At 67.5% G+C, this 23,052-nt stretch carries 24 protein-coding genes and 1 pseudogene; 7 read left to right on the top strand and 18 right to left on the bottom strand.

Going from position 1 to position 23,052, the window contains the following annotated elements; genetic code table 11:
• The first annotated feature begins 126 nt into the window (after positions 1-126).
• On the top strand, positions 127-963 hold the full coding sequence (locus KF780_06045; GenBank protein ID MBX3561358.1) for an energy transducer TonB: 837 nt from the start codon (positions 127-129) through the stop codon (positions 961-963).
• A 6-nt stretch (positions 964-969) separates the two neighbouring features.
• Here KF780_06045 and KF780_06040 read toward each other — a convergent pair whose 3' ends face one another.
• Positions 970-2,196 carry a GGDEF domain-containing protein gene (locus tag KF780_06040; protein MBX3561357.1) on the bottom strand — a complete coding sequence of 409 codons (1,227 nt, stop codon included), beginning with the start codon at positions 2,194-2,196 and terminating at the stop codon, positions 970-972.
• A gap of 135 nt (positions 2,197-2,331) precedes the next feature.
• Here KF780_06040 and KF780_06035 point away from each other — a divergent pair, with 135 nt between their 5' ends.
• The 3 genes from KF780_06035 to KF780_06025 all read left to right on the top strand — a co-directional run bounded on the left by KF780_06035 (position 2,332) and on the right by KF780_06025 (position 3,315).
• Positions 2,332-2,604, top strand: a complete 273-nt coding sequence (locus KF780_06035) for a DUF4242 domain-containing protein (protein MBX3561356.1) — start codon at positions 2,332-2,334, stop codon at positions 2,602-2,604.
• Between the two features lie 75 nt (positions 2,605-2,679).
• Positions 2,680-3,075, top strand: coding sequence for a glycine zipper 2TM domain-containing protein (locus KF780_06030; GenBank protein ID MBX3561355.1), 396 nt, complete (start codon positions 2,680-2,682; stop codon positions 3,073-3,075).
• 84 nt (positions 3,076-3,159) lie between these two features.
• Positions 3,160-3,315: a hypothetical protein gene (locus KF780_06025; protein ID MBX3561354.1), complete on the top strand. Its 156-nt coding sequence runs from the start codon at positions 3,160-3,162 to the stop codon at positions 3,313-3,315.
• Between the two features lie 16 nt (positions 3,316-3,331).
• Here the strand turns inward: KF780_06025 and KF780_06020 are convergent.
• The 8 genes and pseudogenes from KF780_06020 to KF780_05985 form a co-directional block, all read right to left on the bottom strand.
• Positions 3,332-4,042: pseudogene (locus KF780_06020) on the bottom strand (prepilin peptidase).
• Between the two features lie 310 nt (positions 4,043-4,352).
• A complete protein-coding gene (locus KF780_06015; protein MBX3561353.1) occupies positions 4,353-4,721 on the bottom strand; it encodes a tetratricopeptide repeat protein in 369 nt (122 codons plus the stop codon).
• A 108-nt stretch (positions 4,722-4,829) separates the two neighbouring features.
• On the bottom strand, positions 4,830-5,663 hold the full coding sequence (locus tag KF780_06010; protein ID MBX3561352.1) for a CoA ester lyase: 834 nt from the start codon (positions 5,661-5,663) through the stop codon (positions 4,830-4,832).
• The gene (locus KF780_06005) at positions 5,660-6,112 is read right to left on the bottom strand and encodes a MaoC family dehydratase (GenBank protein MBX3561351.1); all 453 of its coding nucleotides are present in this window, start codon (positions 6,110-6,112) and stop codon (positions 5,660-5,662) included. The genes KF780_06010 and KF780_06005 overlap by 4 nt, the downstream gene beginning before the upstream one ends.
• Before the next feature lie 145 nt (positions 6,113-6,257).
• Positions 6,258-8,153 (bottom strand): acetyl/propionyl/methylcrotonyl-CoA carboxylase subunit alpha, encoded by a 1,896-nt coding sequence (locus KF780_06000; protein MBX3561350.1) that lies wholly within the window; start codon positions 8,151-8,153, stop codon positions 6,258-6,260.
• A gap of 10 nt (positions 8,154-8,163) precedes the next feature.
• Positions 8,164-8,559: a hypothetical protein gene (locus tag KF780_05995; protein MBX3561349.1), complete on the bottom strand. Its 396-nt coding sequence runs from the start codon at positions 8,557-8,559 to the stop codon at positions 8,164-8,166.
• Between the two features lie 217 nt (positions 8,560-8,776).
• Entirely contained in the window at positions 8,777-10,372 is a 1,596-nt protein-coding gene (locus KF780_05990) for a methylcrotonoyl-CoA carboxylase (GenBank protein MBX3561348.1), read from the bottom strand.
• Between the two features lie 61 nt (positions 10,373-10,433).
• Positions 10,434-11,591: an acyl-CoA dehydrogenase family protein gene (locus tag KF780_05985; GenBank protein MBX3561347.1), complete on the bottom strand. Its 1,158-nt coding sequence runs from the start codon at positions 11,589-11,591 to the stop codon at positions 10,434-10,436.
• Between the two features lie 219 nt (positions 11,592-11,810).
• On the opposite strand from KF780_05985, the gene KF780_05980 reads away from it, so the two are divergent.
• Positions 11,811-13,001, top strand: a complete 1,191-nt coding sequence (locus KF780_05980; GenBank protein MBX3561346.1) for an acetyl-CoA C-acyltransferase — start codon at positions 11,811-11,813, stop codon at positions 12,999-13,001.
• A gap of 68 nt (positions 13,002-13,069) precedes the next feature.
• Here the strand turns inward: KF780_05980 and KF780_05975 are convergent, their stop codons facing one another.
• Genes KF780_05975 through KF780_05965 form a run of 3 tightly spaced genes read right to left on the bottom strand, consistent with a single transcriptional unit; the run spans position 13,070 to position 14,833 of the window.
• Positions 13,070-14,380, bottom strand: coding sequence for a PD-(D/E)XK nuclease family protein (locus KF780_05975; GenBank protein MBX3561345.1), 1,311 nt, complete (start codon positions 14,378-14,380; stop codon positions 13,070-13,072).
• Positions 14,377-14,661, bottom strand: coding sequence for a type II toxin-antitoxin system RelE/ParE family toxin (locus tag KF780_05970; GenBank protein MBX3561344.1), 285 nt, complete (start codon positions 14,659-14,661; stop codon positions 14,377-14,379). Before KF780_05970 ends, KF780_05975 begins: the two co-directional genes overlap by 4 nt.
• Before the next feature lies 1 nt (position 14,662).
• Positions 14,663-14,833 carry a CopG family transcriptional regulator gene (locus KF780_05965; protein ID MBX3561343.1) on the bottom strand — a complete coding sequence of 57 codons (171 nt, stop codon included), beginning with the start codon at positions 14,831-14,833 and terminating at the stop codon, positions 14,663-14,665.
• Positions 14,834-14,973: 140 nt separating this feature from the next.
• On the opposite strand from KF780_05965, the gene KF780_05960 reads away from it, so the two are divergent.
• Positions 14,974-15,921, top strand: a complete 948-nt coding sequence (locus KF780_05960) for a hypothetical protein (protein MBX3561342.1) — start codon at positions 14,974-14,976, stop codon at positions 15,919-15,921.
• 24 nt (positions 15,922-15,945) lie between these two features.
• Here KF780_05960 and KF780_05955 read toward each other — a convergent pair whose 3' ends face one another.
• Positions 15,946-16,218 (bottom strand): hypothetical protein, encoded by a 273-nt coding sequence (locus KF780_05955; protein ID MBX3561341.1) that lies wholly within the window; start codon positions 16,216-16,218, stop codon positions 15,946-15,948.
• A gap of 391 nt (positions 16,219-16,609) precedes the next feature.
• Between KF780_05955 and KF780_05950 the strand changes: the two genes are divergently transcribed.
• The gene (locus KF780_05950) at positions 16,610-17,110 is read left to right on the top strand and encodes a glycine zipper 2TM domain-containing protein (protein MBX3561340.1); all 501 of its coding nucleotides are present in this window, start codon (positions 16,610-16,612) and stop codon (positions 17,108-17,110) included.
• Positions 17,111-17,119: 9 nt separating this feature from the next.
• Here KF780_05950 and otsA read toward each other — a convergent pair whose 3' ends face one another.
• The 5 genes from otsA to KF780_05925 are packed head-to-tail and all read right to left on the bottom strand — an operon-like array spanning position 17,120 to position 23,011.
• Complete coding sequence (gene otsA / locus KF780_05945) at positions 17,120-18,559, bottom strand: alpha,alpha-trehalose-phosphate synthase (UDP-forming) (GenBank protein MBX3561339.1); 1,440 nt, start codon at positions 18,557-18,559, stop codon at positions 17,120-17,122.
• Positions 18,556-20,343, bottom strand: coding sequence for a glycoside hydrolase family 15 protein (locus tag KF780_05940; GenBank protein ID MBX3561338.1), 1,788 nt, complete (start codon positions 20,341-20,343; stop codon positions 18,556-18,558). Before KF780_05940 ends, otsA begins: the two co-directional genes overlap by 4 nt.
• Positions 20,340-21,071, bottom strand: coding sequence for a trehalose-phosphatase (gene otsB / locus KF780_05935; GenBank protein MBX3561337.1), 732 nt, complete (start codon positions 21,069-21,071; stop codon positions 20,340-20,342). The genes KF780_05940 and otsB overlap by 4 nt, the downstream gene beginning before the upstream one ends.
• Positions 21,072-21,117: 46 nt before the next feature.
• Entirely contained in the window at positions 21,118-21,603 is a 486-nt protein-coding gene (locus tag KF780_05930; GenBank protein ID MBX3561336.1) for a hypothetical protein, read from the bottom strand.
• 1 nt (position 21,604) lies between these two features.
• On the bottom strand, positions 21,605-23,011 hold the full coding sequence (locus KF780_05925) for a nitronate monooxygenase (protein MBX3561335.1): 1,407 nt from the start codon (positions 23,009-23,011) through the stop codon (positions 21,605-21,607).
• Positions 23,012-23,052: the final 41 nt, after the last annotated feature.

The raw sequence follows: 23,052 nt of genomic DNA, 5'->3' as shown, positions 1-23,052 counted from the left end.
CTGCCGGAAGGCGCCGTCGTCGTCCTGCGCGACGTGACGCCGGACCGGTAGGAAGCGCTCCGCCGGCACCTGCCGTCCCGGTGCGCTTCAAGGGCGGCGATGGTATAGGACAGGGCCATGTGGACGATGCGATCCCTGGCGTCCGGCGGCCCGGTGCCGCGCGATCGGCGGGTGCGGTTCGGCGCGGGCGCGGCGGCCCTGGGCGTCCATGCCCTGCTCGGCCTCGCCCTCGTCTGGGGCCTCGCCGCCCCGCCTTTGACGCCGGTGGCGGACCGCGCGCTCGACATTTTCGACATCGCCCCGCCCCCGCCCAGCGAGCCACTCAGCGTCGATCTGCCCCCGTCCAAGGCTGAGGCCGCGCACGACGCCCGCTCCGGCGCGCCGGAGCAGGAGGGTGCCGCCGCGCCCCCGAACCTACGGAGCGAGGCCACCCAGATCGTCGCGCCCGCGCCCGTCATCCCCCTGCCCGTGCCCCCGCCGGTCACGGTCGCGCCGGTCGCCGGGATGGGGAGCGCGCCGGACCAGGGCGCGGCGCCCGTGCGCGGGCCGGGCTTCGGTGCCGGCGGGGCGGGCGAGGGGCGCGGCGCGGGCCGGGGCGGCGACGGGCGCGGCGGCGGCGGCGAAGGCGGACGCGGCGGGCTGGGCCGCGGGACCCCGCCCCGCCACCTCTCCGGCCGCCTCAGCGACCGCGACTATCCCCGCGCGGCGGGCGAGGCGGGGGTGGGCGGCACCGTCTCGGTCCGCTTCACCGTGGGTGTCGAAGGCCGCGTCACCGATTGCTGGATCACCCGCTCGAGCGGCAGCCGCCTGCTCGACGTCACCACCTGCCGGCTGATCGAGCGGCGCTACCGCTTCGCCCCCTCCCGCGACGAGGCAGGCCGCCCCGTGCCCGCCGATGTGATCGAGGACCATGAATGGCTAAGCTATGACGAACCGTTTCACGATCGCAGAGGCAGCAGATGAAAGCTTTTAATGCAGCCCGCGCAGGGCCGCGCCCGGGCGGTCGCCGTCAACCGGCTGCAGACGCCCCGGCCGGGGTTCGCTCGATCGACCACGCGGAGAGACCGAGGTGACGACCCGGTCGCGCCCGCCGGTCTTGGCGCGGTACAGGGCCGCGTCGGCCCGCGCGATGACGCCGTCCAGCCCGTCCTCCGATCCCCGGCAGGGTGCGACGCCGAAGCTCATCGTGACGCCAAGGCCCGGATGGCCAGGGAGCGCGATCGTCGCCACCGCGGCGCGCACCCGCTCGATGAAGCGCTCGGCCCGTTCCAGCGCGAAGCCGGGCATGAAAAGGGCGAATTCCTCGCCGCCGATCCGCGCGACCAGCATGTCGTCATGCGCGCCGAGCCGCAACGTGCGCGCCACCATGCGCAGCGCCAGATCGCCGGCGGCGTGGCCGTGGCAATCGTTGATCCGCTTGAAATGGTCGATGTCGCCGATCGCGATGCAGCCCGCATTGGGTGCGGCGATCTGCCGGGCCAGCGCCTCACGGAAGCCGCCCCGGTTGAGCAGCCCGGTCAGCGGATCGAGCCGGGCGAGGCTCGACAGCGCCGCCGTCCGGTCCGACATCAGCAGGAACAGGCCCGACATCGCCATCGCGATATAAAGGACGGGAAAGCCGATCATAAGCGTGCCGAGATAGAGCTGATAGGCGGCATTGTCCGCCGTCGGCCCGACCCGGAGCGCCAGCACGAGCAACGCGATCTCGAACAGGACGAAAGCGAGCGCGAGCGCGATCGATACCCTCTCGACCACATTGCGGCGGCCCGGCCGGGCGGCGATGGCATGGGCCATCAACGGTAGCATCAGGATCGCGCAGCCCGGGACCAGCGAGAGATAGGCGCCGGCATGGGGCCAGACGGTCCGTGTTGCCACCGCCCCGGCCATGACCGCCACGATGATCGCAGCCAGCGCCCGCGGATAGACGGGCAGGCCGGCGCGCTGCCGGTAGCCGGTGACGCCGAGCAGGATCATCGCCGTCGCGGCGAACGACGCGATCGCCCAGACGATCGGCGGCGAATGGCCGATGATGGTGGCAGCTAGGTTGGCGCTCCACTGGACGGTGCCGGCGCCAAAGCAGCCCGCCCAGGCGAGCGCGTGGGCCGGCCGGGCCATCGTCGCCCAGGCGGCAACGAACATCGCGCTCATCACCGTGCTAAGCAAGGTCATGACGATCAGCAGCGAGAGCACGGCCATCCCGCTGCTATGGCGGAAGAAGGGTTAGCAAAGCCTATACGATCGCCCCCGCTTTGCCCGCGCGCCGCGCGAATCCGCGCGCGCCTGGATGCCGATTCTGCTATGATGCGCGCGCATCAGCGGGGGGAGGAGTCAATGCCGCGCTACATGGTCGAACGCACATTTCCGGACGGGCTGCACATCCCGACCAACAATGACGGCGCGCAGGCGCTCGGCGGCGTGGTCGCCACCAACGCCGAAGAAGGCGTGACCTGGGTCCATTCCTATGTCAGCGCCGACAAGACGCGTACCTTCTGCGTCTATGATGCGCCGTCGCCGGATGCGATCCGCAGCGTCGGCGCGAAGAACGGCGTACCGGTCGATGCCATTCACGAGGTCAGCGTCCTCGATCCCTATTTCTATCACTGAGCCCGCCGGGACGGGCGCAACCTTAAGCCGCGCCGATCATTACGCATGCACCCCAATCGAGGAGAGGAAGGGCTCATGCGTATCGCTTTTCTGGCCGCAACCATGTCCGCCGCCGCGCTCATCGCCGGCTGCGCCACCACCTATGACGATGGCCGCTACGGTGCCTATGACTGGAACCGGCCCGATCCCAGCTATGGCGGCTATCATGCCGATCGCTACTATCGCGACGACCGCCGCTATCGCGAACGTCAGCTGAGCCGCAACGACCGCATCTATCGCGGTCAGGACGGACGCTATTATTGCCGCCGCAGCGACGGCACGACCGGCCTGATCGTCGGCGGGTTGGCCGGTGGCGTGCTCGGCAATGTGATCGCGCCAGGCGGATCGGAGACCCTGGGCACGATCATCGGCGCCGCCGCCGGCGCGGCGATCGGACGCGAAGTCGAGCGCGGCAACGCCCGCTGCCGCTGATCCCCGACAGCGCGTTAGGGGCTTGTCAACCATGACGCCCTAGACTCGTCCAGTTGCCGTTTCATCGGAAGCGGGAGGTGGGACATGTCGAAGGTCAAGGCGTTCGCGGTGGTCGTCATCATCGCATTCACCGTGGACATGGTGGCGTATGACGGCCTTTACCGCGAGCGCTGGAGCCGCAGCGTCCAGCACGCCGCGGAGGAAGTATCGAGCCTGCACTGGACCGGTATCGTCGGCTGACCAGCCGCGCACGCGGCTAAACCGCGATCGTCAGCCACAGCGGCCAGGCGGCGAGCGCCAGGTATGTGCCGAGCGGCAGCCGCGTCACGTCGGTCACTTCCCTCCCGCGCAGCCGCATCGAAGCCACGGAAAGCAGCCCGATCACTCCCGCGCCGAGCAGGATGAAGGGCAGATGCCACGCACCTAACCAGGCGCCGATCGCCGCCAGCACCTTGGGATCGCCCCCGCCCAATCCCTCGCGTCCCCGCAACAGGCGATAGCCCGCCGCGATCAGCATCAGCGCGCTCAAGCCGATCGCCGCGCCCGCCAGCCGGTCGATGAGCGGCGGTCCCATCCCCGCCCAACCGATCGCCAGTCCGATCGCGATCAGTGGCAGGGTCAGCAGGTCCGGCAGCCATTGATGCTCCAGATCGAGCAGGGCGAGCAGCAGCAGCCACCAGCCCAGCAATGCGGTCGCTAAGGCCAACGGCACCGGATGGGCGAGGAAGGCGACCAGCCCGACCGCCGCTGCCGCCAACTCGACCGCGACATGCCGCGCATCGATCCGCGCCCCGCAGTGCCGACACCGCCCGCGCACCATCACATAAGAGAGAACCGGCACCAAGTCGCGCGCGTCCAGCGTCGTGTCGCAGGCGTCGCAGCGTGAGCGTCCGGCCATCGCGCCTTCGCCCTTCGGCCAACGGATCAGGATCGTGGCCAGGAAGCTCCCGACGATCGCGCCGAGCACCGTACCCACCGCGCCCCGCGCCAACGGGTCGGCCAACAGGGTGTCATAGGCTGCGAGAAGGTCCGCCACCGCCCCGGCTTAGAAGCCGGCGCGGCGCGGTTCAATCGGGGCAGAAGTCATACCCCCTCTCCCCTGCGGGGATTGCCGGGTCGGTCATGCCCCCGGCATGACCTGAACAGCGCGGGGCGCTGTTCACCCGACAATGGTTGGGGTGAGGGGGTTCGGCGACCGAGAATAACCACAGCCGCACGACACCCTCACCCTACCCTCTCCCTCCAGGGAGAGGGGAAAAAGATAGATGTCGGCCGCTCTAATCCCCCGCGCGCGCCGTTTCGTAGCGGGCCAGCGCCTCGCGGGCGAGATCGGCGGTCGAAACCCAGCGGCCGCCCAGCGTTTCCACTTCGACATGCCGGTTTGATGCCAGCGCCGCGCGCCATGCCGCCACCGCCTCGCCCTCACGCCCGGTCCGGGCATAGACCTGCCCGAGATTGATCAGCCGGGCCGGATCGGCGCGGTCCACCCGCCCGTCGTTGAGCAGGGCCTCGGCGCGCGACCAGTCGCCGCGCTCGATCGCCGCAACCGCCAGGCCACCGCGCGGATAGCCTTCCTCGACCGCCTGGGCGGACGCCGCCGCCGGGATCATCATCGCCCCGAGGGCCAGGATCGCGATCCTCTTCATGTCCATCCTCCGCTTATCGCTTTGGACGAACATTACATTTGCGTGACTCTTCCCACAAACTTTTATGACGTTCGCGTGACTGCAAAGTGACTAATGCAGCTTCTGCACTCAACGCCCCAATATGCGCCGCGCCTGCACCAGATGGGGCCGATCGATCATCCTGCCGTCGAGCTGGAGCGCCCCCGCCTCCGGATTCGCCTCGAACATAGCGACCACCGCCTCGGCATGGGCGATCTCCTCCGCGCTCGGCGTGAAAGCGGCGTTGATCACCTCCACCTGCGCCGGGTGGATCGCCATCATGCCGGTGAAGCCGTCACGCCGCGCCCGCGCCGCATAAGCGGCCAGCCCGTCGGTGTCCTTGAACGCCGGATAGACCGTCTCGATCGGGGCCACGCCCGCCGCCGCCGCGCCGAACAGGGTCAGCGCGCGTGCGACTTGATAAGGCGCCGTATAGCTGCCGTCCGCCTCCCGGCTGGTCGCGGCCCCGATCGCGGCCGGCAAATCCTCCGCGCCCCAGGTCAACGCCGCCAGCCGCTTCGCGCCCTTGTAGCTGCCCAGCCCGAAAATCGCGGCGGGCGTCTCCGTGCCGATCGCCATCACCTGCGCGGTCGCGTTGCCGCGCGCGGTCAGCCGCCGCGCCAGTTCGTCCACGCTCGCCCCGCCTTCGGACTTGGGCAGCACGATCCCGTCCGGATGGCCGGGCAGCACCGCGTCGAGGTCCCTCTCGTTCTCGCCACCGTCCAGCGGGTTCACCCGGACCCAGAGCTTCGCCCCCGGATATGCCGAGAGGAAGGCCGCCGCCTGTCGCCGCGCCTCCGGCTTGGCCGCCGGCGCCACCGAATCCTCGAGGTCCAGGATCAGCGCGTCGGCGCCCGAGGCCAGCGCCTTCTCCATCCGCTCCGGCCGATCGCCGGGGACGAACAGGAAAGAGCGCATGTTCACGCCGCGCTCCGCCGCATCAGCGCCGCGCGCTCCATCACGCAGACCAGCTCGCCATGCTGGTTGAACAGGCGATGCTCGAACGTCACGATCCCCGCTTCGGGCCGCGACTTCGAATCCTTCAATCCCACCACTTCCGTCTCGGCGCGCAGCGTATCGCCGATGAAGACCGGCGCCGGCAGCTTCACCTTGTCGAAGCCGAGATTGGCGACGAGCGTGCCGAGCGTCGTGTCGCCGACCGAGAGCCCGACGAGCAGGGAGAAGGTGAAGGTCGAATTGACGACGATCCGCCCGAATTCCGTCGCCGCTGCATAGTCCGCGTCAAGGTGGAGCGGCTGCGGATTGTGCGTCATCGTCGAGAACAGCAGATTGTCCGTCTCGGTCACGGTCCGGTGCGGCTGATGCCGGATCGTGTCGCCGAGCGTCCACTGATCGAAATAGCGGCCGGGCATATCTAATTCCTCCCCGGAACGGGGAGGGGGACCGCGGCGCGAAGCGACGTGGTGGAGGGGGCGGCTCGGAGTCCATCGACCCCTCCACCGTCCTTCGGACGGTCCCCCTCCCCGTACCGGGGAGGAATTATCCGCCGCATCTCCATCACCCCTCCTCCTTCCCGATCCGCGCGAGCAGCGCGCCTTCGCTCACCTGTGCGCCCGCCTCGGCGTTCAGCTCCGCCACCGTCCCGTCGAACGGCGAGGTCAGGCTGTGCTCCATCTTCATCGCCTCCAGCGTCAAGAGCTTCTGCCCCTTGGCCACTGTATCTCCCGCCTTCACCTCCAGCGCGATGATCTTGCCCGGCATGGGGGAGACGATGGCGCCGTCGCCGGCGGCTGCGCCGGTCGCTCCCACGAAGCGTGGAGGTGCAATGATGAACGCCGCGCCATTCTCGAAAAATGTTGGTGGGTTGCCCACCGACGTGCCGCCGGGACCGTCCCAGAAGTCGTTATAGGCGCGCAGGTCGACGTCAGCCTCCGTCACCTCGCCATCAACGGCCAACCGGACGGTTTCGATGCTCGGCGCGTTCAGCCGGAACCCGCGAAGGCCGCGCATCTGGTCCGTCTGATCGAAGGGCACATATCGCCAAATCGCCTTTTCCGCTGCCGCGCGTAACAATGCGTCGCTGGGAGCAGGTCGCTCCGCCAGTCGGTCCACATGCGATCCGATGAATGCGGTCGTTGCTTCTCCGGCGACGAACTCGGGCCGCTGCAGCAGCCGGCGCAGGAACCAGGCATTCGTGCGAACCGGGGCGCACCACATCTCTGAGCACGCCGCCGAGAGTGCTGTTACTGCCCCGTCTCGATCGGGGGCCGAGACGACCAGCTTCGCGATCATCGGATCATAGAATGGCGAAACCTCATCGCCTTCCTGCACTCCTGTTTCCACCCGAACATCGAGGGGGAAGCGGAGGACAGAGAGTCTTCCTGTGCTCGGCAAAAACCCCTTCGACGGATCCTCGGCATAAAGCCGCGCCTCCATCGCCCAACCGTCGATGCTGAGCTCCTCCTGTTTCAGCGGCAGCGCCTCCCCGCTCGCCACCCGGATCTGCCATTCGACCAGATCGACCCCGGTGATCTCCTCGGTCACCGGATGCTCGACCTGGAGGCGGGTGTTCATCTCCATGAACCAGATGCTCTCGGCGCGCAGCCCCTCGCTCGCGTCGGCGATGAACTCGATCGTCCCCGCGCCGACATAGTCCACCGCCTGCGCCGCCTTCACCGCCGCGCCGCACACCGCGTCGCGCGTCGCCTCGTCCATGCCGGGCGCGGGCGCCTCCTCGATCACCTTCTGGTGGCGCCGCTGGAGCGAGCAGTCGCGCTCGAACAGGTGGACGACATTGCCTTGGCGGTCGCCGAACACCTGCACCTCGATATGGCGCGGGCGCTGGATATATTTCTCGATCAGCACCCGGTCGTCGCCGAACGAGGACGCCGCCTCGCGCTTGCACGAGAGCAAGGCATCGGCGAACTCAGCCGCCGCATCGACCCGCCGCATCCCCTTGCCGCCACCGCCCGCGACCGCCTTGATCAGCACCGGATAACCGATCGCGTCCGCCTCTTGCCTGAGCCGGTCCGGCGCCTGGTCCTCGCCCAGATAGCCCGGCGTCACCGGCACCCCGGCCTCCGCCATCAATTTCTTGGCGGCGTCCTTGAGGCCCATCGCCGTGATGCTGGCCGGATCCGGCCCGACCCACACCAGCCCCGCGTCGATGACGGCCTGCGCGAACGCCGCATTCTCGGACAGGAACCCATAACCCGGATGGATCGCCTCGGCCCTCGTCGCCTTGGCCGCCGCGATGATCTTCTCGCCAACGAGATAGGATTCGCGCGCCGGCGAGGGGCCGATATGCACCGCCTCGTCCGCCTCCCGCACATGCAGCGCCTTCGCGTCGGCGTCGGAATAAACGGCCACGGTCCGTATCCCGAGCTTGCGCGCCGTGCGGATCACCCGGCACGCGATTTCGCCGCGATTGGCGATGAGGAGGGATCGGATCACAGGCCCCGCCCTATCGTCCCAGCGCGCCCGTCCGGACGCGCAGCGTGCGGAACTCGTAGGTGACGATGCCGAGCGCCGGCAACTGGTCGTCGCGGATCAGCTCGCGCGCCTGCGCCTCGTCCACGCCGGCGCTCCAGATGGTCATGCCCATGACGGGCTCGCCCTCGAACGGGCCGCTGGCGATCGTCCGGCCTTCCGCCGCCAGCCGCTCGTAAAGCGCATGATGTACGCGCGCTTCCTCCACATGATCGCGGATGTTCGCGAAATTGGGCCCGGCGCGGGTGATCATCACCAGATGCCGTGCCGGGTCGGCCTGCACCGGCGGCGGCGCGGCCGGCGTCGTCTGCGCCGCCACGGCGAAGACCGGCGCCACCAGCGCGATAGCGAACAGCAATCCCTTCATCATTCACTCCGTCTTCAATATCCCAACTGTCTCATGCACCGCGATTGGCGATGAGGATGGAAGAGATCACGCCAAATCCTCCCCGGAACGGGGAGGGAGACCGTCCGAAGGACGGTGGAGGGGCCGAACCCCGGTCACAGGCCAACCGACCCCTCCGTCGGCGCTCCGCGCCGCCACCTCCCCGTTCCGGGGAGGATTTCTAGGCTCATCGCACGCATCATCACATCCTGAACACGCCGAACTTCGCCCGCTCCGGGATCGGCGCGTTGAGCGTCGCCGCGAAGGCCAGCCCGAGCACGTCGCGGGTCTGCGCCGGATCGATCACGCCGTCGTCCCACAGCCGGGCGGTGGCGTGATAGGGATTGCCCTGCGCTTCGTAATCGTCGCGGATCGGCTGCTTGAAGGCTTCGGCCTGCTCCGGCGTCCATGTCTCCGCGTCGCGGTGGACGGTCGCCAGCACCGACGCCGCCTGCTCGCCGCCCATCACGGAAATCCGGCTGTTCGGCCAGGTAAACAGGAACCGCGGCGAATAAGCCCGCCCGCACATGCCGTAATTGCCCGCGCCGAAGCTGCCGCCGATCAGGATTGTGATCTTCGGCACCTGCGCCGTCGCCACCGCCGTCACCAGCTTGGCGCCGTTCTTGGCGATCCCCTCCGCCTCATATTTGCCGCCGACCATGAAGCCCGAGATGTTCTGGAGGAACAGCAGCGGCGTCCGCCGCTGACAGGCCAGCTCGATAAAATGCGCGCCTTTCAAGGCGCTCTCGGAGAACAGGATGCCGTTATTCGCCAGGATCGCGACCGGCATGCCCCAGATGCGCGCGAAGCCGCAGACGAGCGTGCTGCCGTAGAGCGGCTTGAACTCGTGAAACTCGCTCCCGTCCACGATCCGCGCGATGATCTCGTGAACGTCGTAAGGCGTGCGCACGTCGTCCGGAATGACGCCGTACAATTCCTCGGGATCGAATTTCGGCGGCACCGGCTCGGCGAGATCGATGTCCGGCGCCTTCACACTGTTCAACCGCGCCACGATGTCGCGCACGATGGTCAGCGCATGTTCGTCATTCTCGGCGAGATGATCGACCACGCCGCTCTTGCGCGCATGGAGATCGCCGCCGCCCAACTCCTCGGCACTGATCACCTCGCCCGTCGCCGCCTTCACCAGCGGCGGACCGGCGAGGAAGATCGTGCCCTGGTTGCGCACGATCACCGTCTCGTCGCTCATCGCCGGCACATAGGCGCCGCCCGCCGTGCAGCTCCCCATCACGCAGGCGATCTGCGCCAGCCCCTCGGCCGACATCTGCGCCTGATTGTAGAAGATGCGCCCGAAATGCTCGCGGTCCGGGAAGACCTCGGCCTGATGCGGCAGGTTCGCGCCGCCGGAATCCACCAGATAGATGGACGGCAGCCGGTTCTGCAGCGCGATCTCCTGCGCGCGCAGATGCTTCTTCACCGTCATCGGATAATAAGTGCCGCCCTTCACCGTGGCGTCGTTGCACACGATCATCGCCTCGCGGCCCGACACCCGCCCGATCCCGGCGATCATCCCCGCCCCCGGCACCTCGCCCTCATAGAGATCGCAGGCGGCGAGCTGCCCGATCTCCAGGAAGGGGGAACCGGGATCGAGCAGCCGCTCCACGCGTTCTCTCGGGAGTAATTTGCCGCGCGCCACATGCCGTTCGCGCGACTTCTCGTTCCCGCCCAGCGCGCTCGCCGCCACCCGCGCGCGCAATTCCTCGGCCAGCGCGCGATTGTGCGCGGCATAAGTGCGGAAGGTGTCGCTGCTCTCGTCGAGCTTGGTGGCCAGAAGAGTCACAGCACATCCTCCAAATCCGTTCGGGCTGAGCGAACGGTGTCTGGGTCGAATGAAAGCGCGATCACGCGCCCGCCCCGATCAACTCCCGCCCGATCAGCATCCGCCTGATCTCGTTCGTGCCCGCGCCGATGTCGAGCAGCTTGGCGTCGCGGAAGTATCGCTCCACCGGCCAGTCCTTCGTATAGCCGGCGCCGCCCAGCGCCTGGATCGCCTCGCCCGCCACGCGCACCGCATTCTCGCTGGCCAGCAGGATCGCGCCGGCCGCGTCGAAGCGCGTCGTCTTGCCCGCATCGCAGGCCCGCGCCACCTGATAGACATAGGCCCGCGCGCTGTTCAGCGCGACATACATGTCCGCGACCTTGGCCTGCATGAGCTGGAAGGAGCCGATCGCCGTCCCGAACTGCTTCCTCTCGCGCACATAGGGCAGCACCACGTCGAGGCAGGCCTGCATGATGCCGAGCTGGATGCCCGCCAGCACGGTTCGCTCATAATCGAGGCCCGACATCAGCACGCCGACGCCGCCGTTCACCGGGCCCATCACATTCTCGTCGGGCACGAAGCAGTCGTCGAACAGCAATTCCGCCGTCGGGGAGCCGCGCATCCCCATCTTGTCGAGCTTCTGGCCGATCGAGAAACCCTCGAAGCCCTTTTCGATCAGGAAGGTGGTGATGCCCCGGCTCCCCTCCCCCGTCTTGGCATAGACGACGAGCGTGTCCGCATAGGCCGCGTTGGTGATCCAGAATTTCGTGCCGTTGAGCCGGTAGCCGCCCGCCACCTGCTCGGCCTTCAGCTTCATCGAGACGACGTCCGATCCGGCCCCCGCCTCGGACATTGCGAGGCTGCCGACATGCTCGCCGGAAATGAGCTTCGGCAGATATTTCGCCTTCTGCTCCGGGCTCGCCCAGCGCCGTATCTGGTTCACGCACAGATTCGAGTGCGCCCCGTAGCTGAGCCCGATCGAGGCCGACGCCCGCGCCACTTCCTCCTGCGCGACGACATGCTCCAGATAGCCGAGCCCCAGCCCGCCATCCTCTTCCGCCACCGTGATCCCGTGCAGGCCGAGCGCGCCCATTTCTGGCCACAGCTCGGTCGGGAACCAGTCCTCCGCGTCGATCCTGGCGGCAAGCGGCGCGATCCGGTCCGCCGCGAAACGCCGCGTCGTGTCGCGGATCGTGTCCGCCATCTCGCCCAGTTCGAAATCGAGGCCCAGCTCGGACATATTCCTCTCCCTGTCGCCCGCCGCCCTAGCAGAGCCGCGAAGATTTGAACAAGGCGCGCGAGGCGCCTATGTGCGCTCCCAAATCCTCCCCGGAACGGGGAGGGGGACCATGCGCGGCATGGTGGAGGGGTCGAGGAGGCCGGGACGGCCCCTCCACCACGCCGCTTCGCGCCGCGGTCCCCCTCCCCGTTCCGGGGAGGACTGAAGAAGGAATCCGCCATGCCCACCACCGATCCCGTCGTCATCCTCTCCTACGCCCGCACCCCGATGGGCAGCTTCCAGGGCAGCCTCGCCGGCGCCAGCGCCGTCGATCTCGGCGCCGCGGCAGTGAAGGCGGCGGTCGAGCGCGCGGGCGTGGGCGGCGAAGCGGTCGAGCGCATCTACATGGGCTGTGTCCTCCCCGCCGGCCTCGGCCAGGCCCCGGCGCGGCAGGCGGCGCTGAAGGCGGGCCTGCCCGATTCGGTCGAGGCGACCACGGTCAACAAGATGTGCGGCTCCGGCATGCAGACCGTCATCATGGGCGCCGAGGCGCTCGCCGCCGGCTCGGTCGATCTCCTCGTGGCGGGCGGCATGGAGAGCATGACCAACGCTCCCTACATCCTGCAAAAGCATCGCGGCGGCGCCCGCATGGGCCACGACCGGGTGATGGACCATATGTTCCTCGACGGCCTCGAGGACGCCTACGAGCCCGGCCGCGCGATGGGCACCTTCGCCGAGGACACCGCGCAGGAATACCAGTTCACCCGCCAGGCGCAGGACGATTACGCCATCGCCTCCCTCACCCGCGCCCAGGCCGCCCAGACTTCGGGCGCCTTCGATCGAGAGATCGTCGCGGTCGAGGTCAAGACCCGCAAAGGCAGCGAGACGGTCGCGCAGGACGAGCAGCCGCCGAAGGGCAACCCGGAGAAAATCCCGACGTTGAAGCCCGCATTCGCGAAGGACGGCACGATCACCGCGGCCAATGCCAGCTCGATCAGCGACGGCGCCGCCGCTTTGGTCCTCACCCGGGCGAGCGTTGCCGACACGGCCGGCCTCAAGCCCGTCGCCCGCATCGTCGCCACCGCCGCCCACGCCCACAAGCCGGCCCTCTTCACCACCGCGCCGGTCAACGCGATCCAGAAGGCGCTCGACAAGGCCGGCTGGAGCGTCGCCGACGTCGACCTGTTCGAGGTCAACGAGGCCTTCGCCGCCGTCGCGATGATCGCGATGCGCGATCTCGGCATTCCGCACGACAAGGTGAACGTGAACGGCGGCGCCACCGCGCTCGGCCACCCGATCGGCGCCAGCGGCGCCCGCATCCTCGCCACCCTCATCGCCGCGTTGCAGAATCGCGGCGGCAGGAAGGGCGTGGCCAGCCTCTGCATCGGGGGTGGGGAAGCGACGGCGGTGGCGCTGGAGCTGGTGGATTAAGCTCTGCCCCGCACGACGATGCCGTGCGTGCCGAGTGGTCGCTGAAAGCCTTACTGGTCTTTCACGGATCAGGGGAGACTTGCGAAACCGCCTCGATCCTTCTTGAGGAGATATTCCAACTCGTCATGAACCGCCTCAATCGGCTTGGGCGCAATCGATCGCAAGACTTCGTACCAAGCCCCGGCCTCACGCTCACCATGTTCGATGGGGCGGAACACATGATCGGCACAGAACAGGCTCGTTTTATCGCTGGTCAGCTTACCAGTCAGATGGTGGATCGGCTGGCCGGCCATATAGGGATCAACCGCTCCATCATCAGCATAGCTTACCCCATCGTTGAAGGCGATGAAGGCCATAACCAGCCTTGTCCCGCCATTCGGCGATACGGCCAGCACAGGCTCCCCGTTGAGATAGGCCCTCGTGAACGAGGACATGGCCGATGCTTGCTCAAGATCGGGCGTCTCCAACAAGCGGCCGTGGGGAAGGAGCTTCAAAAGCGCTTTGAAAACCTCCCCGATCGACTCCGCCTGGCTTGCGAAGGATGCCATTCTGTCAACGGGCGGAATTCTTATGGCCAAGGCGGCCGTCTTGCCCTTCTGGACGGGTATCACATCGCCGGGCCAATCGTCCTTGCGGGCAAGAATCTCCGACACTTGGCGGTTCAAGAAGCCGAGTTCGACGACGCATTGATCCATCTTGAAATGCAGTTGCGCATATGAAGGAAAGTCACGCCCCTTCATGAGAATCCAGTTGGATTTATTTCCCTTCGACGTTGGACGCCGCATGGCAATGGCTGGATAGTGCCGTTGCACATGCTCCCAGAAGGCCTGATGAAAGCCGGTAACCGCCGGGTTCACGATCATTGTATAACCGCGTCGCCCCTGATTGATCGCTTCGCGCATTATGCGGTGGCGCCATTCATTGCGCGGTCCGTCGCGCGAGGCGAACCAGTCGGCTATCGATTCATAGGAAATGTGGCCTTGATATAGCCGGTCTTCGGCTAAGCCATTCAGATAGACCTCCGGTGCGCAAATAGAGGTGACGAAGGCGTCGAACTTTTTCTCCTCCTGCGCGCGCGTCGCTCTTAGATGATATCGCTCGCTTTGTCGGTCTTGCTCCGGCGCCGAAACCTTGTTCTCGATGAGAATGCCTATTCGCTGCTCGCGGGTTTTGACTCGAAGCAGGAGATCGGTTTCTCCATCGGCATCCGTAACGCTGTGCCAGGCACCATCGAATTTCGCGTCCTCGATGCCCAAGCGCCCTGCAAACCACGCCACGAAGCCCTCACTCGCATGGAACTCTTCCATGAGAAGCAGATCAATGTCGCGCTCGTAAACAACCGCAAGATAGGAGCCGAAGTCGGACTGGGACGTCATCATATCGGATCGTCCCCCTCTTCCCGCGCCCCATGCCGGATACGCAGAATAATCACCCGCTCCCCATCCACCCGATAGCGCAGCACATAAGGCGGCACGATCGTCATCTCCCGCCGTCCATCGCCGGCGTGGCGTCCGCGATTGGGGAACTCGGCGAGACTGTCAGCCAGCTCGATCAGGCGCCGTCCGAGCCGCTCCGCCGCGGCAAGATCGTAGACCGAGACATAAGTGACGATCGCTTCGAGATGCGCGATCGCCTCGTCGGTCCAGACGATTTTGTGCAAATCAGTCGCCGATGCGCGGCCTCGGCAACCGCTTCGCGCTCCCCCATGAACCGAGCCACCGGCGCACCGCCGCGTGGGAGATCAGCCGTCCGGCCGCCACATCGGCTTCCGCACGCGCCTCGGATTTCGCCTCGGCTTCGGGGGAATCGAACAGGCTCTTCTGCGCGCTCATAATAGCCTCATAACATTTGCCGCTTCCAACTCCAATGCGCCGGTGCCTCGCCGCTCCGCGCGCGCCTGCTTCTCGCCCATTGGCAAGCATGGCCGGCCACGGCTAACCTCCCGCCCGCACGCACCTGCGGGGGGCGGGGGATGTTTCAGCGCGTCTACGAGGTCAGCACCTTTATCTTCCTGCTGCAGGGCGCACTCCTCGTCCCGCTCGTCCTGGGGGCCTGTTACGCCTGGTACCGGCAGATGGCGCGCTGGTCCGCGCTCGAAAAGGCGCTGGGCGAGGACCGCGAACAGCACAAGCGGACCCGCGCCCGCCTGCTTGAGCGCCTTCCGCATCTCCAGCCGATGAACTGCGCCAATTGCGGCGGGGCGCTCGCGCTGGAAACCGATCGGATGACCTGCACGGCCTGCCGCGACCGCACGCCGCTGCCGGAGGATTATACCGCCACGATCGCCTTGCGCCGCCGCCTGCGCAGCGTCACGCGCGCGGCGACGCGCGACTGGCGGATCGCGCGCCTGCTCGTTGCCTCGCCCGTGCGCCTCTTCTTCCTGCTGTGGATTTTCGCGCAGCCGGCAATGTTCGGCATCCTGATGATCGGCGCCGTCGAATATCCCGACAGCGCCATCGAGCGGCTGATCGCCCCGCTTGGCGAAGGCTGGGCCACGTTGCTGATGGGCCTCTCCTTCGCCGGCTTCATCATGTGGATGATCGCGTCCGTCATGCTCGCCAATCTCTCGAAGGAGCTGCGCGGCCGGCAGCGCGATTTCCCGGCCCTGGCTGCGCTCGCCGTGCCGGTCACGGCCGGCGGCGTCGCCTATGACAATTGCCAGAGCTGCGGCGGCGGCGTGCGCTTCGACGCCCGTGCCTTCGCCTGCCTGTGCAATTATTGCGGCGTCGAAAATTACCGCGCCGCGAAGACCGCGCGCGAACGCGCCGACACCGAAGCGCAACAGCTCGACACCGGCACCTCCCTGTTCGGCGCCATGGAGATCATCGAGGATTTCACCGCGACCTTCGCCATCACCATGACGATCCTGGGCGTCGGGTTCCTGCTGCTGTTCGTCTTCTCGGCGCTCGGCGGGGACTGATCCTGCTCAGCGGAGGAGCCGACCCTAATTCCCGTTGCGCTGCGCCTCGCTTTCGCCGCGCCGCAGGTCGATATTGACCTCCATATCGCGGGCATTGTCGATCACCCGTTCGGCGCGTTCGGTGGCGTTGCCGATGTCGGAGACGGATTGGCCGACGGCATTGCCGACCTCGCCGACCGCATTCCCGATCGGCCGGGAATCGTAGCGGATCGTCGTCGTGTCGTTCCCCGGATCGTTTTCGACGCTGCAGCCGGCTGCGGCCAGCACGGCGAGCGGCAGGGCAAATATCGGTCGCATGACATTCCTCCAGGTTGCACGCGTCAACGCCCTTGCGCCGTTTCGGCTCCGGGCTTTCCTACAGCAATCCGATATGGTACATACTCGTTATTATGATGAACCATATCGCCATGTTTTTTCATCGCCGGCCGACCAAGGCCCGCGAACATTCGTCTCCCGCGCCCGGCCCGTATTCCTTGCCGCGGCGACGGACGTTTCGGGACGCCGGCTTCGCCTGGGGAGGAGCGCTGCGCCCCGACGGGGCGTCAGGTTCGTCAACTTCCGCGACGCCGTCCCGATCGTTCTGGAACCGTTCAGCCGGTCGCGCGCTAAGCCGGGCGGACGGCGCGGCGCTTCCTTTGGCGTCTCGATCATGTCAGAAATCGTAACGTCCGCGTAAGGAGACAGGGATATGAAAACCAGCATGATCGCCATGGCGGCCGCGGCGGCAGGACTGCTCGCCGTAGCTCCGGCCCAGGCCCAGACCCGCGCAGAACAGCAGCGTTGGGATCAGGCACAGCGGCGCTTCGACAGCGAGCAGCGCCTCTACGAGCGCGAGCGGGCGCGCTTCGAGGATGCGACGCGGCGCGATCGCTACCGCTACAACGACCGCTACGACGATCCCTATGTCAGCGATTATGATGCCTCGCGTTATTATCGCGACGACCCGCGCTACCAGGAGCGCGTGCTGACTTCGAACGACCGCGTGTATCGCGGTTCGGACGGGCGCTATTATTGCGAGCGCAGCGACGGCACGACCGGCCTGGTCATCGGCGCCGGCGCGGGAGCATTGCTCGGCCGCGCGATCGACGGCGGGCGCAACCGCGCGGGCGGCACGATCGTCGGCGGCGTGCTCGGCGCGCTGATCGGCCGCTCGGTCGAACAGCAGCAGAGCCAGGTGCGCTGCCGCTGATGTGAAGGTTCAGGCGGCGACGGGGCTTTCCGGCCCGGTCGCCGTCTCGATTTCGGTTTCAGACACGGGCGGCGCGCCGCCCGCCAGCGCGGCAACGAAGGTGTGGCGCCAGGCAAGCACGTCTTCGCGCCGGACTGGATCGATCAGCGTCTCCCAACGTCGGACGCGCTCCGCCTTCGGCATATCGAGCGCCTGGCGGATCGCATCGGAAATCTCGTCCTTGCTATAGGGATTGATCAGCAACGCCTCGCCCATCTGATGCGCCGCGCCGGCGAAGCGGGATAGGATCAGCACACCCGGGTCGGCCGGATCCTGCGCCGCCACATATTCCTTGGCGACCAGGTTCATGCCGTCCCTGAGCGGCGTCACCAGCCCGACCTGAGACGCCCGGTAGAAGCCGGCCAGCGCCGCGCGCGGATAGCCCCGGTTGACATAGCGGATGGGCACCCAGTCCACGTCGGCGAATTCGCCGTTGATGCGCCCGGAGAGCTCGTCGAGTTCCTCGCGGATATGCTCGTAGGTATGGACCTCGCCGCGCGACGGCGGGGCGATCTGGAGGAAGGACACGCGCCCGCGCCAGTCCTCATGCTCCTCCAGGAAGCGGCGGTAGCCGTGGAACCGCTCGGCCAGCCCCTTCGAGTAATCGAGCCGGTCGACGCCGATGATCAGTTTCTTGCCCTCGACGCTGCGATGGAGCGTCTCCTGCGCCTCGTGCGCCTGATGGCTCGCGGCCGCCGCCTCGAACTCCTCGTCGTCGATGCCGATCGGGAAGGCGGCGGTCTGGACGGTGCGGCCCTCCAGACGGACCGTCCCGTCCGCGTCCACCGTCCCGCCCAACTCGCGGGTGATGTAGTGATGGAAGCTCTCCAGCCATTCGACGGTCTGGAAGCCGATCAGGTCGTAGGCGAGCATCGACCGCACCAGCCGCTGATGGAAGGGCAGCGAGACCATCAGCCGGTGCGGCGGCCAGGGAATGTGGAGGAAGAAGCCGATCCGGTTCTTCAACCCTCGCTGGCGAAGCTGCTGGCCGAGCGGGATCAGGTGATAGTCGTGGACCCAGACCAGGTCGTCCGGCTCGATCAGCGGCGCGACCGTCTCGGAGAAGCGCTCGTTGACCCGCTCATAGCCGGTGCCGAAGCTGCGGTCATATTCGGCGAGGTCGATGCGATAGTGGAAGAGCGGCCACAGCGTCCGGTTGGCATAGCCGTTATAATATTCCTCGACATCCTGCGCCTCGAGATCGACCGTCGCCGTCGTCACCCCGTCGTAACGCTGTATGTTGATCTGGCCGGTGAATTCCTCCGCCGTCTCCCCCGACCAGCCGAACCACAGGCCGCGATATTCGCGCAGTGCGGCGGTCAGCGCGACCGCCAGCCCGCCCTGCGCGCCGTCGGCGCTGCGCGGCTTGGGCGCACTCACCCGGTTGGAGATGACGATCAGGCGGCTCAACGGACGAAGCTCCACGGCCGGGACAGCAGCCCGGCGCAATTGATAAGCCCCACCAGCGAATAGGTTTGCGGATAGTTCCCCCACAGCTCGCCCGTATCGAAATCGCTGTCCTCCGAAAGCAGCCCGGCCGGGGTCAGCCGCTCCAGCATCCCCTCGTAAAGCTGCCGCGCCTCTTCGCCCCGCCCGGTGAGCTGCAGCGCCTCGATCAGCCAGAAGGTGCAGAAGTTGAACGCCGTCTCGGGAAGCCCGAAATCGTCCTCGGCGGCATAGCGTAGCATATGGGCGCCGCGCCGCAGCCCCTTCTCCACCGCGTCGAACGTGGCGCGGAAGCGCGGATCGTCGGCCTCCAGGAAGCGCATGTCGAGCAGCTGGAGCAAGCTGGCGTCGAGCTCGTCGCCGCCGAAGGTCGCGGCGAAACGGCCCTCTCCCTCATGCCAGGCCTGCGCTTCGATCGCGGACCGCACTGCGTCGGCGCGCTCGCGCCACACCGCCTCGCGGTCCGCCTGGCCGATTTCGGCGGCGATATTGGCGAGCCGGTCGCACGCCGCCCAACTCATCACCGAGCTGTAGGTGTGGACGGCCGTACGGGTGCGCAGCTCCCATAGGCCCGCATCGGGCTGGTCGTGCGTCTGCCAGGCCCGCTCGCCGACCTTCTCCAGCGCGGCGAAATCGTCCGCCGTCGCCTTGCGCAGCAGCCGCTCGTCGAAGAAGGCCTGGGTGTTGGACAGGACGATCTGGCCGTAGGCGTCGTGCTGGATCTGGGTATAGGCCGCATTGCCGACCCGGACCGGCCCCATGTCCCGATAGCCGGCCAGTGCCGCGGCTTCCCATTCCTCCAGCTTCGGCTCGCCCGACACCGCGTAGAGCGGCTGGATATGCCCGTCCTTGGCCTCGTCGACGATGTTCCTGAGATAGCCGAGATAGCCTTCCAGCACATCGAGCGCGCCGAGCCGGTTCAGCGCCTGCACGGTGTAATAGGCATCGCGGATCCAGCAATAGCGATAGTCCCAGTTGCGTCCGGAATTGGGCGCCTCGGGGATCGAGGTGGTGAGCGCGGCGACGATCGCGCCGGTCTCCTCGTGCTGGCACAGCTTCAGCGCGATCGCGGCGCGGATCACGACGCGCTGCCATTCCAGCGGGATGGCAAGCCCGCGCACCCAATCGCGCCAGTGATCGGCGGTCTGGTGCAGCATCGTCTCCAGCGTCTGCGTCACCTCGCCGCTGAACGGCTCGTCCGGCCCCAGGAAGAAATGCAGCGTCTTCTCGATCCGGAAGCTGCGCCTTTCCAGCAGATGGATGACCGGCGCGTCGGTGGTGAGGCGGAGCGGCTGGGGCTTCAGCAGATAGCGGATATGATTGGTGCCGCTGGTCCGCTCGGCATCGCCGGCGCCCCAATCCTTGGTCGGATTGAGCATCACCTTCAGGCGCGGCGCGCCTGCCACCGGCCGGACGATCCGCACGAAGGCGACCGGGCGGTACATGCGTCCGGTCCGCTCGAAGCGCGGGCAGAAATCGCAGATATCGACCGCGCCGCCCTGCGCGTCGGTCAGCCGGGTGACGAGGATCGGCGTGTTCTTGACGTAGCGCGCCGAAGCCGAGACCTGATCCTCCAGCGCGATCCGCCAGATGCCGCGCTCCCCCGCGCCATCCTTCGGCGACATCAGCGCACTGAACAGGGGATCGCCGTCAACGCGCGGCTGGCATCCCCAGACGAAACCGGCCGCATCGTCGACCAGCGCGCTCACCTGGCAATTGCCGATCGGCCAGAGATCGAGCCCGCTCATGCGGCGGGGCTCAGCCATCGCGCGACGGCCTCCACTGAAGGTAATCGATAGCGCGCGGCGGTGTCCCGCTCCGGGCCGACGAGCACCCCCGCGCCGCCCAGCGCGGCCACCGCCTCGAAAGCATGTTCGTCGGTCAGGTCGTCGCCCACGAAGACGGGAATGGTCGCGGCGAAGCCTGGTTCCATCATGAAGGCTCGGACGGCATCGCCCTTGTCGGCGCCATCGGCGCGCAACTCGGCGACCATCTTGCCACCTTGCAGGGTGAAGCCATGCGCGTGCCCTAGAGCCGCCATGAACGTCTCGACCTCGGCCTGCGCCTGGGGCGCGAGGCGATAGTGCAAGGCGATGCCCGCCGGCTTTTCCTCGACCAGCAAACCGGGTCGGCCATCGACGAAACCGGTCACGGCCTCCCGCGCCGCGTCGAGCCCGGCGGGGACGCTGAGCGGCAGGCGGGTGCCGTCGGCGAAACGCAGCTCAAGGCCGTGCGAGCCGGAAAAGGCGATGCCGTGCAGCGGCAGATGCCGCTCCAGATCGACGATCGAGCGGCCGCTGACGATGGCGAGGCGGCCGCCGAGGCGCGCGCGCAGCCGCTCCAGCATCGGCGCCAGCCCCGGCGCGACCCGAATCGCGTCCGGCGTATCGGCGAGATCGACGAGAGTGCCGTCGAAATCGAGGAACAGGGCGGCACCATCGAGCAAGTCCGGCGGGGGCGGCGGCAGGCTGGCCATGCCCCCACTAGGCAAAGGCAGGGCGGAATCTCAACCCCGCTTGCCGTCAGTTGAGGCTCTCGCCCGCGTCCACGCCCCAGATCTGGTCGATGCGGATGAAGCCGCCCCGGCCGCGCACGTCGAAGCGGCACCAGCCGTCGCCGCAGCGCGAAATGCGGCCGACCACGCCCGGCTGGGCGCGGAAGCGGACCGGCGAAGCGCCGTCGGGACGTTCGCGCAGTTCGCGGGGGCCATCGCCTCGCACGATCGCGGTGCGGGTGTCGCTAAGCAGGCTGACCAGCATCCAGCCGGTCGCCCCGTCCGGGTCCTCGATCTTGCGCCAGTCCCGATAGACCTCGACCACCCGGATCGGCAGGTCGCGGCGGACATAGAGCCATTCGCCCGGATAGCTGCGCCCCGGCCCCCGCCGCATCATCGCCTCGCCCGATGCGATCGACGCCCAATAAGGCGTCTCGCGCCGGGTCTGGGCATCGACGGCGGTCAGCGATGTGCCGACCAGGACAACCATCAGCAGAGCCGCGATGCGCCTCATCTCAATAGCCCGTCTGAATCCGCTCCACGAGCTGCTTCACCGTCGGCACGAAACCGTTGGAATAGAAGGGGTCCTTCCTGAAGCGGAAGGCGGCGTGGCCGGCGAACATCAGATTCTCCTCGGTCGGGCCGCCATGCGCGATGTCCTGCAGCGTCTTCTGGATGCAGAAGCTGCGCGGATCGGCGAGGCGGCCGGTCGAGTTCTTCTCATTGTCCGCCCAGGAGGAGAACTGGCATTGGGAAAGACAGCCCATGCAGTCCGCCTGGTCCTTGCGGATGATCTTTTTGTCCTCCGGCGTCACGAAGACGAGCGTCTCGTCCGGCGTCTTCAGCGCCTCGGTGAAGCCCTGCGCATACCATTCGCGGGCGTGGAGCAGATCGCCCTTCGTCACCCAGTAATTCTTCTTGCCCAGCACGCCGACGTCGAGCTGGAACTTGTGATCGCCGATCTCCTCCTTGGTGAAGGCGATCTGGCGGTGCGAGCGGGCTTCCAGATTGCGCAGGAAGGGGTTGCGCACGGCGGAGGAATAGAAGCCGGTGGGCGAGAAGCGGTGGAGCAGGACATCGCCCTCCTCCAGCGTCATCAGCCGCTGCTTCCACGCCTCCGGGATCGGGCTTTCCTGGGTGAGCAGCGGGCGGGTGCCGAACTGGAAGGCGATCTGGCCCAGCTCCTCATTGTCGATCCAATGCTCCCATTCCTTCAGGTTCCAGACGCCGCCGGCCATGACGATCGGCACGCTGTCGTCGATGCCGCCGCCGCGCATCGTCTCGCGCAGCGCCTTGACGCGGGGATAAGGGTCCTGCGGGACCAGCGGGTCCTCGGCATTGGAGAGGCCGTTATGGCCGCCGGCCAGCCAGGGATCCTCATAGACCACCGCGCCCAGCCATTCCGCCGCCTTGGAATAAGCGCGCTTCCACAAGGCCGAGAAGGCGCGCGCGGAGCTGACGATCGGCAGGTAGGAGACGCCGTGCGAGGAGGCGATCTCGGAGAGCTTGTAGGGCATGCCCGCGCCGCAGGTGACGCCCGCGACGAGGCCCTTGGTCCGCTCCAGCACGCCCTGCAGCACGCGCTGCGCGCCGCCCATCTCCCACAGCACGTTGATGTTGATCGCACCGCGCCCGCTGGCGATCTCATAGGCGCGCTGCACCTGCTGGACCGCGCCATCGATCGCATACTGGATCAGCTCCTCGTGCCGCTCGCGGCGGGTCAGGGCGTGGTAGATCTGCGGGATGATCTTGCCTTCGGCGTCATAGCTGTCCGCGTTGACCGCCGAGACGGTGCCGATGCCCCCCGCCGCGGCCCAGGCGCCCGAACTCATATGGTTGGTCGCCGAAACGCCCTTGCCGCCCTCGACCAGCGGCAGCACCTCGCGCCCCGCATAGAGGATCGGCCTGATACCCTTGAACATTCCACCTCCGGAAGAAAGTGCCCCATTTATAGGCGCATCGC

It is taken from the genome of Sphingomonas sp. (assembly GCA_019635535.1).
Classification (GTDB): Bacteria; Pseudomonadota; Alphaproteobacteria; order Sphingomonadales; family Sphingomonadaceae; genus Allosphingosinicella.
This window is presented reverse-complemented; position numbering and strand designations above follow the sequence as displayed.

Coding starts and splice junctions, on each gene's coding strand:
- KF780_06045 (MBX3561358.1), top strand. CDS start 127: ATGCGATCCCTGGCGTCCGGCGGCCCGGTGCCGCGCGATCGGCGGGTG.
- KF780_06040 (MBX3561357.1), bottom strand. CDS start 2,196: ATGGCCGTGCTCTCGCTGCTGATCGTCATGACCTTGCTTAGCACGGTG.
- KF780_06035 (MBX3561356.1), top strand. CDS start 2,332: ATGCCGCGCTACATGGTCGAACGCACATTTCCGGACGGGCTGCACATC.
- KF780_06030 (MBX3561355.1), top strand. CDS start 2,680: ATGCGTATCGCTTTTCTGGCCGCAACCATGTCCGCCGCCGCGCTCATC.
- KF780_06025 (MBX3561354.1), top strand. CDS start 3,160: ATGTCGAAGGTCAAGGCGTTCGCGGTGGTCGTCATCATCGCATTCACC.
- KF780_06015 (MBX3561353.1), bottom strand. CDS start 4,721: ATGAAGAGGATCGCGATCCTGGCCCTCGGGGCGATGATGATCCCGGCG.
- KF780_06005 (MBX3561351.1), bottom strand. CDS start 6,112: ATGCCCGGCCGCTATTTCGATCAGTGGACGCTCGGCGACACGATCCGG.
- KF780_05995 (MBX3561349.1), bottom strand. CDS start 8,559: ATGATGAAGGGATTGCTGTTCGCTATCGCGCTGGTGGCGCCGGTCTTC.
- KF780_05985 (MBX3561347.1), bottom strand. CDS start 11,591: ATGTCCGAGCTGGGCCTCGATTTCGAACTGGGCGAGATGGCGGACACG.
- KF780_05980 (MBX3561346.1), top strand. CDS start 11,811: ATGCCCACCACCGATCCCGTCGTCATCCTCTCCTACGCCCGCACCCCG.
- KF780_05975 (MBX3561345.1), bottom strand. CDS start 14,380: ATGATGACGTCCCAGTCCGACTTCGGCTCCTATCTTGCGGTTGTTTAC.
- KF780_05965 (MBX3561343.1), bottom strand. CDS start 14,833: ATGAGCGCGCAGAAGAGCCTGTTCGATTCCCCCGAAGCCGAGGCGAAA.
- KF780_05960 (MBX3561342.1), top strand. CDS start 14,974: ATGTTTCAGCGCGTCTACGAGGTCAGCACCTTTATCTTCCTGCTGCAG.
- KF780_05955 (MBX3561341.1), bottom strand. CDS start 16,218: ATGCGACCGATATTTGCCCTGCCGCTCGCCGTGCTGGCCGCAGCCGGC.
- KF780_05950 (MBX3561340.1), top strand. CDS start 16,610: ATGAAAACCAGCATGATCGCCATGGCGGCCGCGGCGGCAGGACTGCTC.
- KF780_05940 (MBX3561338.1), bottom strand. CDS start 20,343: ATGAGCGGGCTCGATCTCTGGCCGATCGGCAATTGCCAGGTGAGCGCG.
- otsB (MBX3561337.1), bottom strand. CDS start 21,071: ATGGCCAGCCTGCCGCCGCCCCCGCCGGACTTGCTCGATGGTGCCGCC.
- KF780_05930 (MBX3561336.1), bottom strand. CDS start 21,603: ATGAGGCGCATCGCGGCTCTGCTGATGGTTGTCCTGGTCGGCACATCG.
- KF780_05925 (MBX3561335.1), bottom strand. CDS start 23,011: ATGTTCAAGGGTATCAGGCCGATCCTCTATGCGGGGCGCGAGGTGCTG.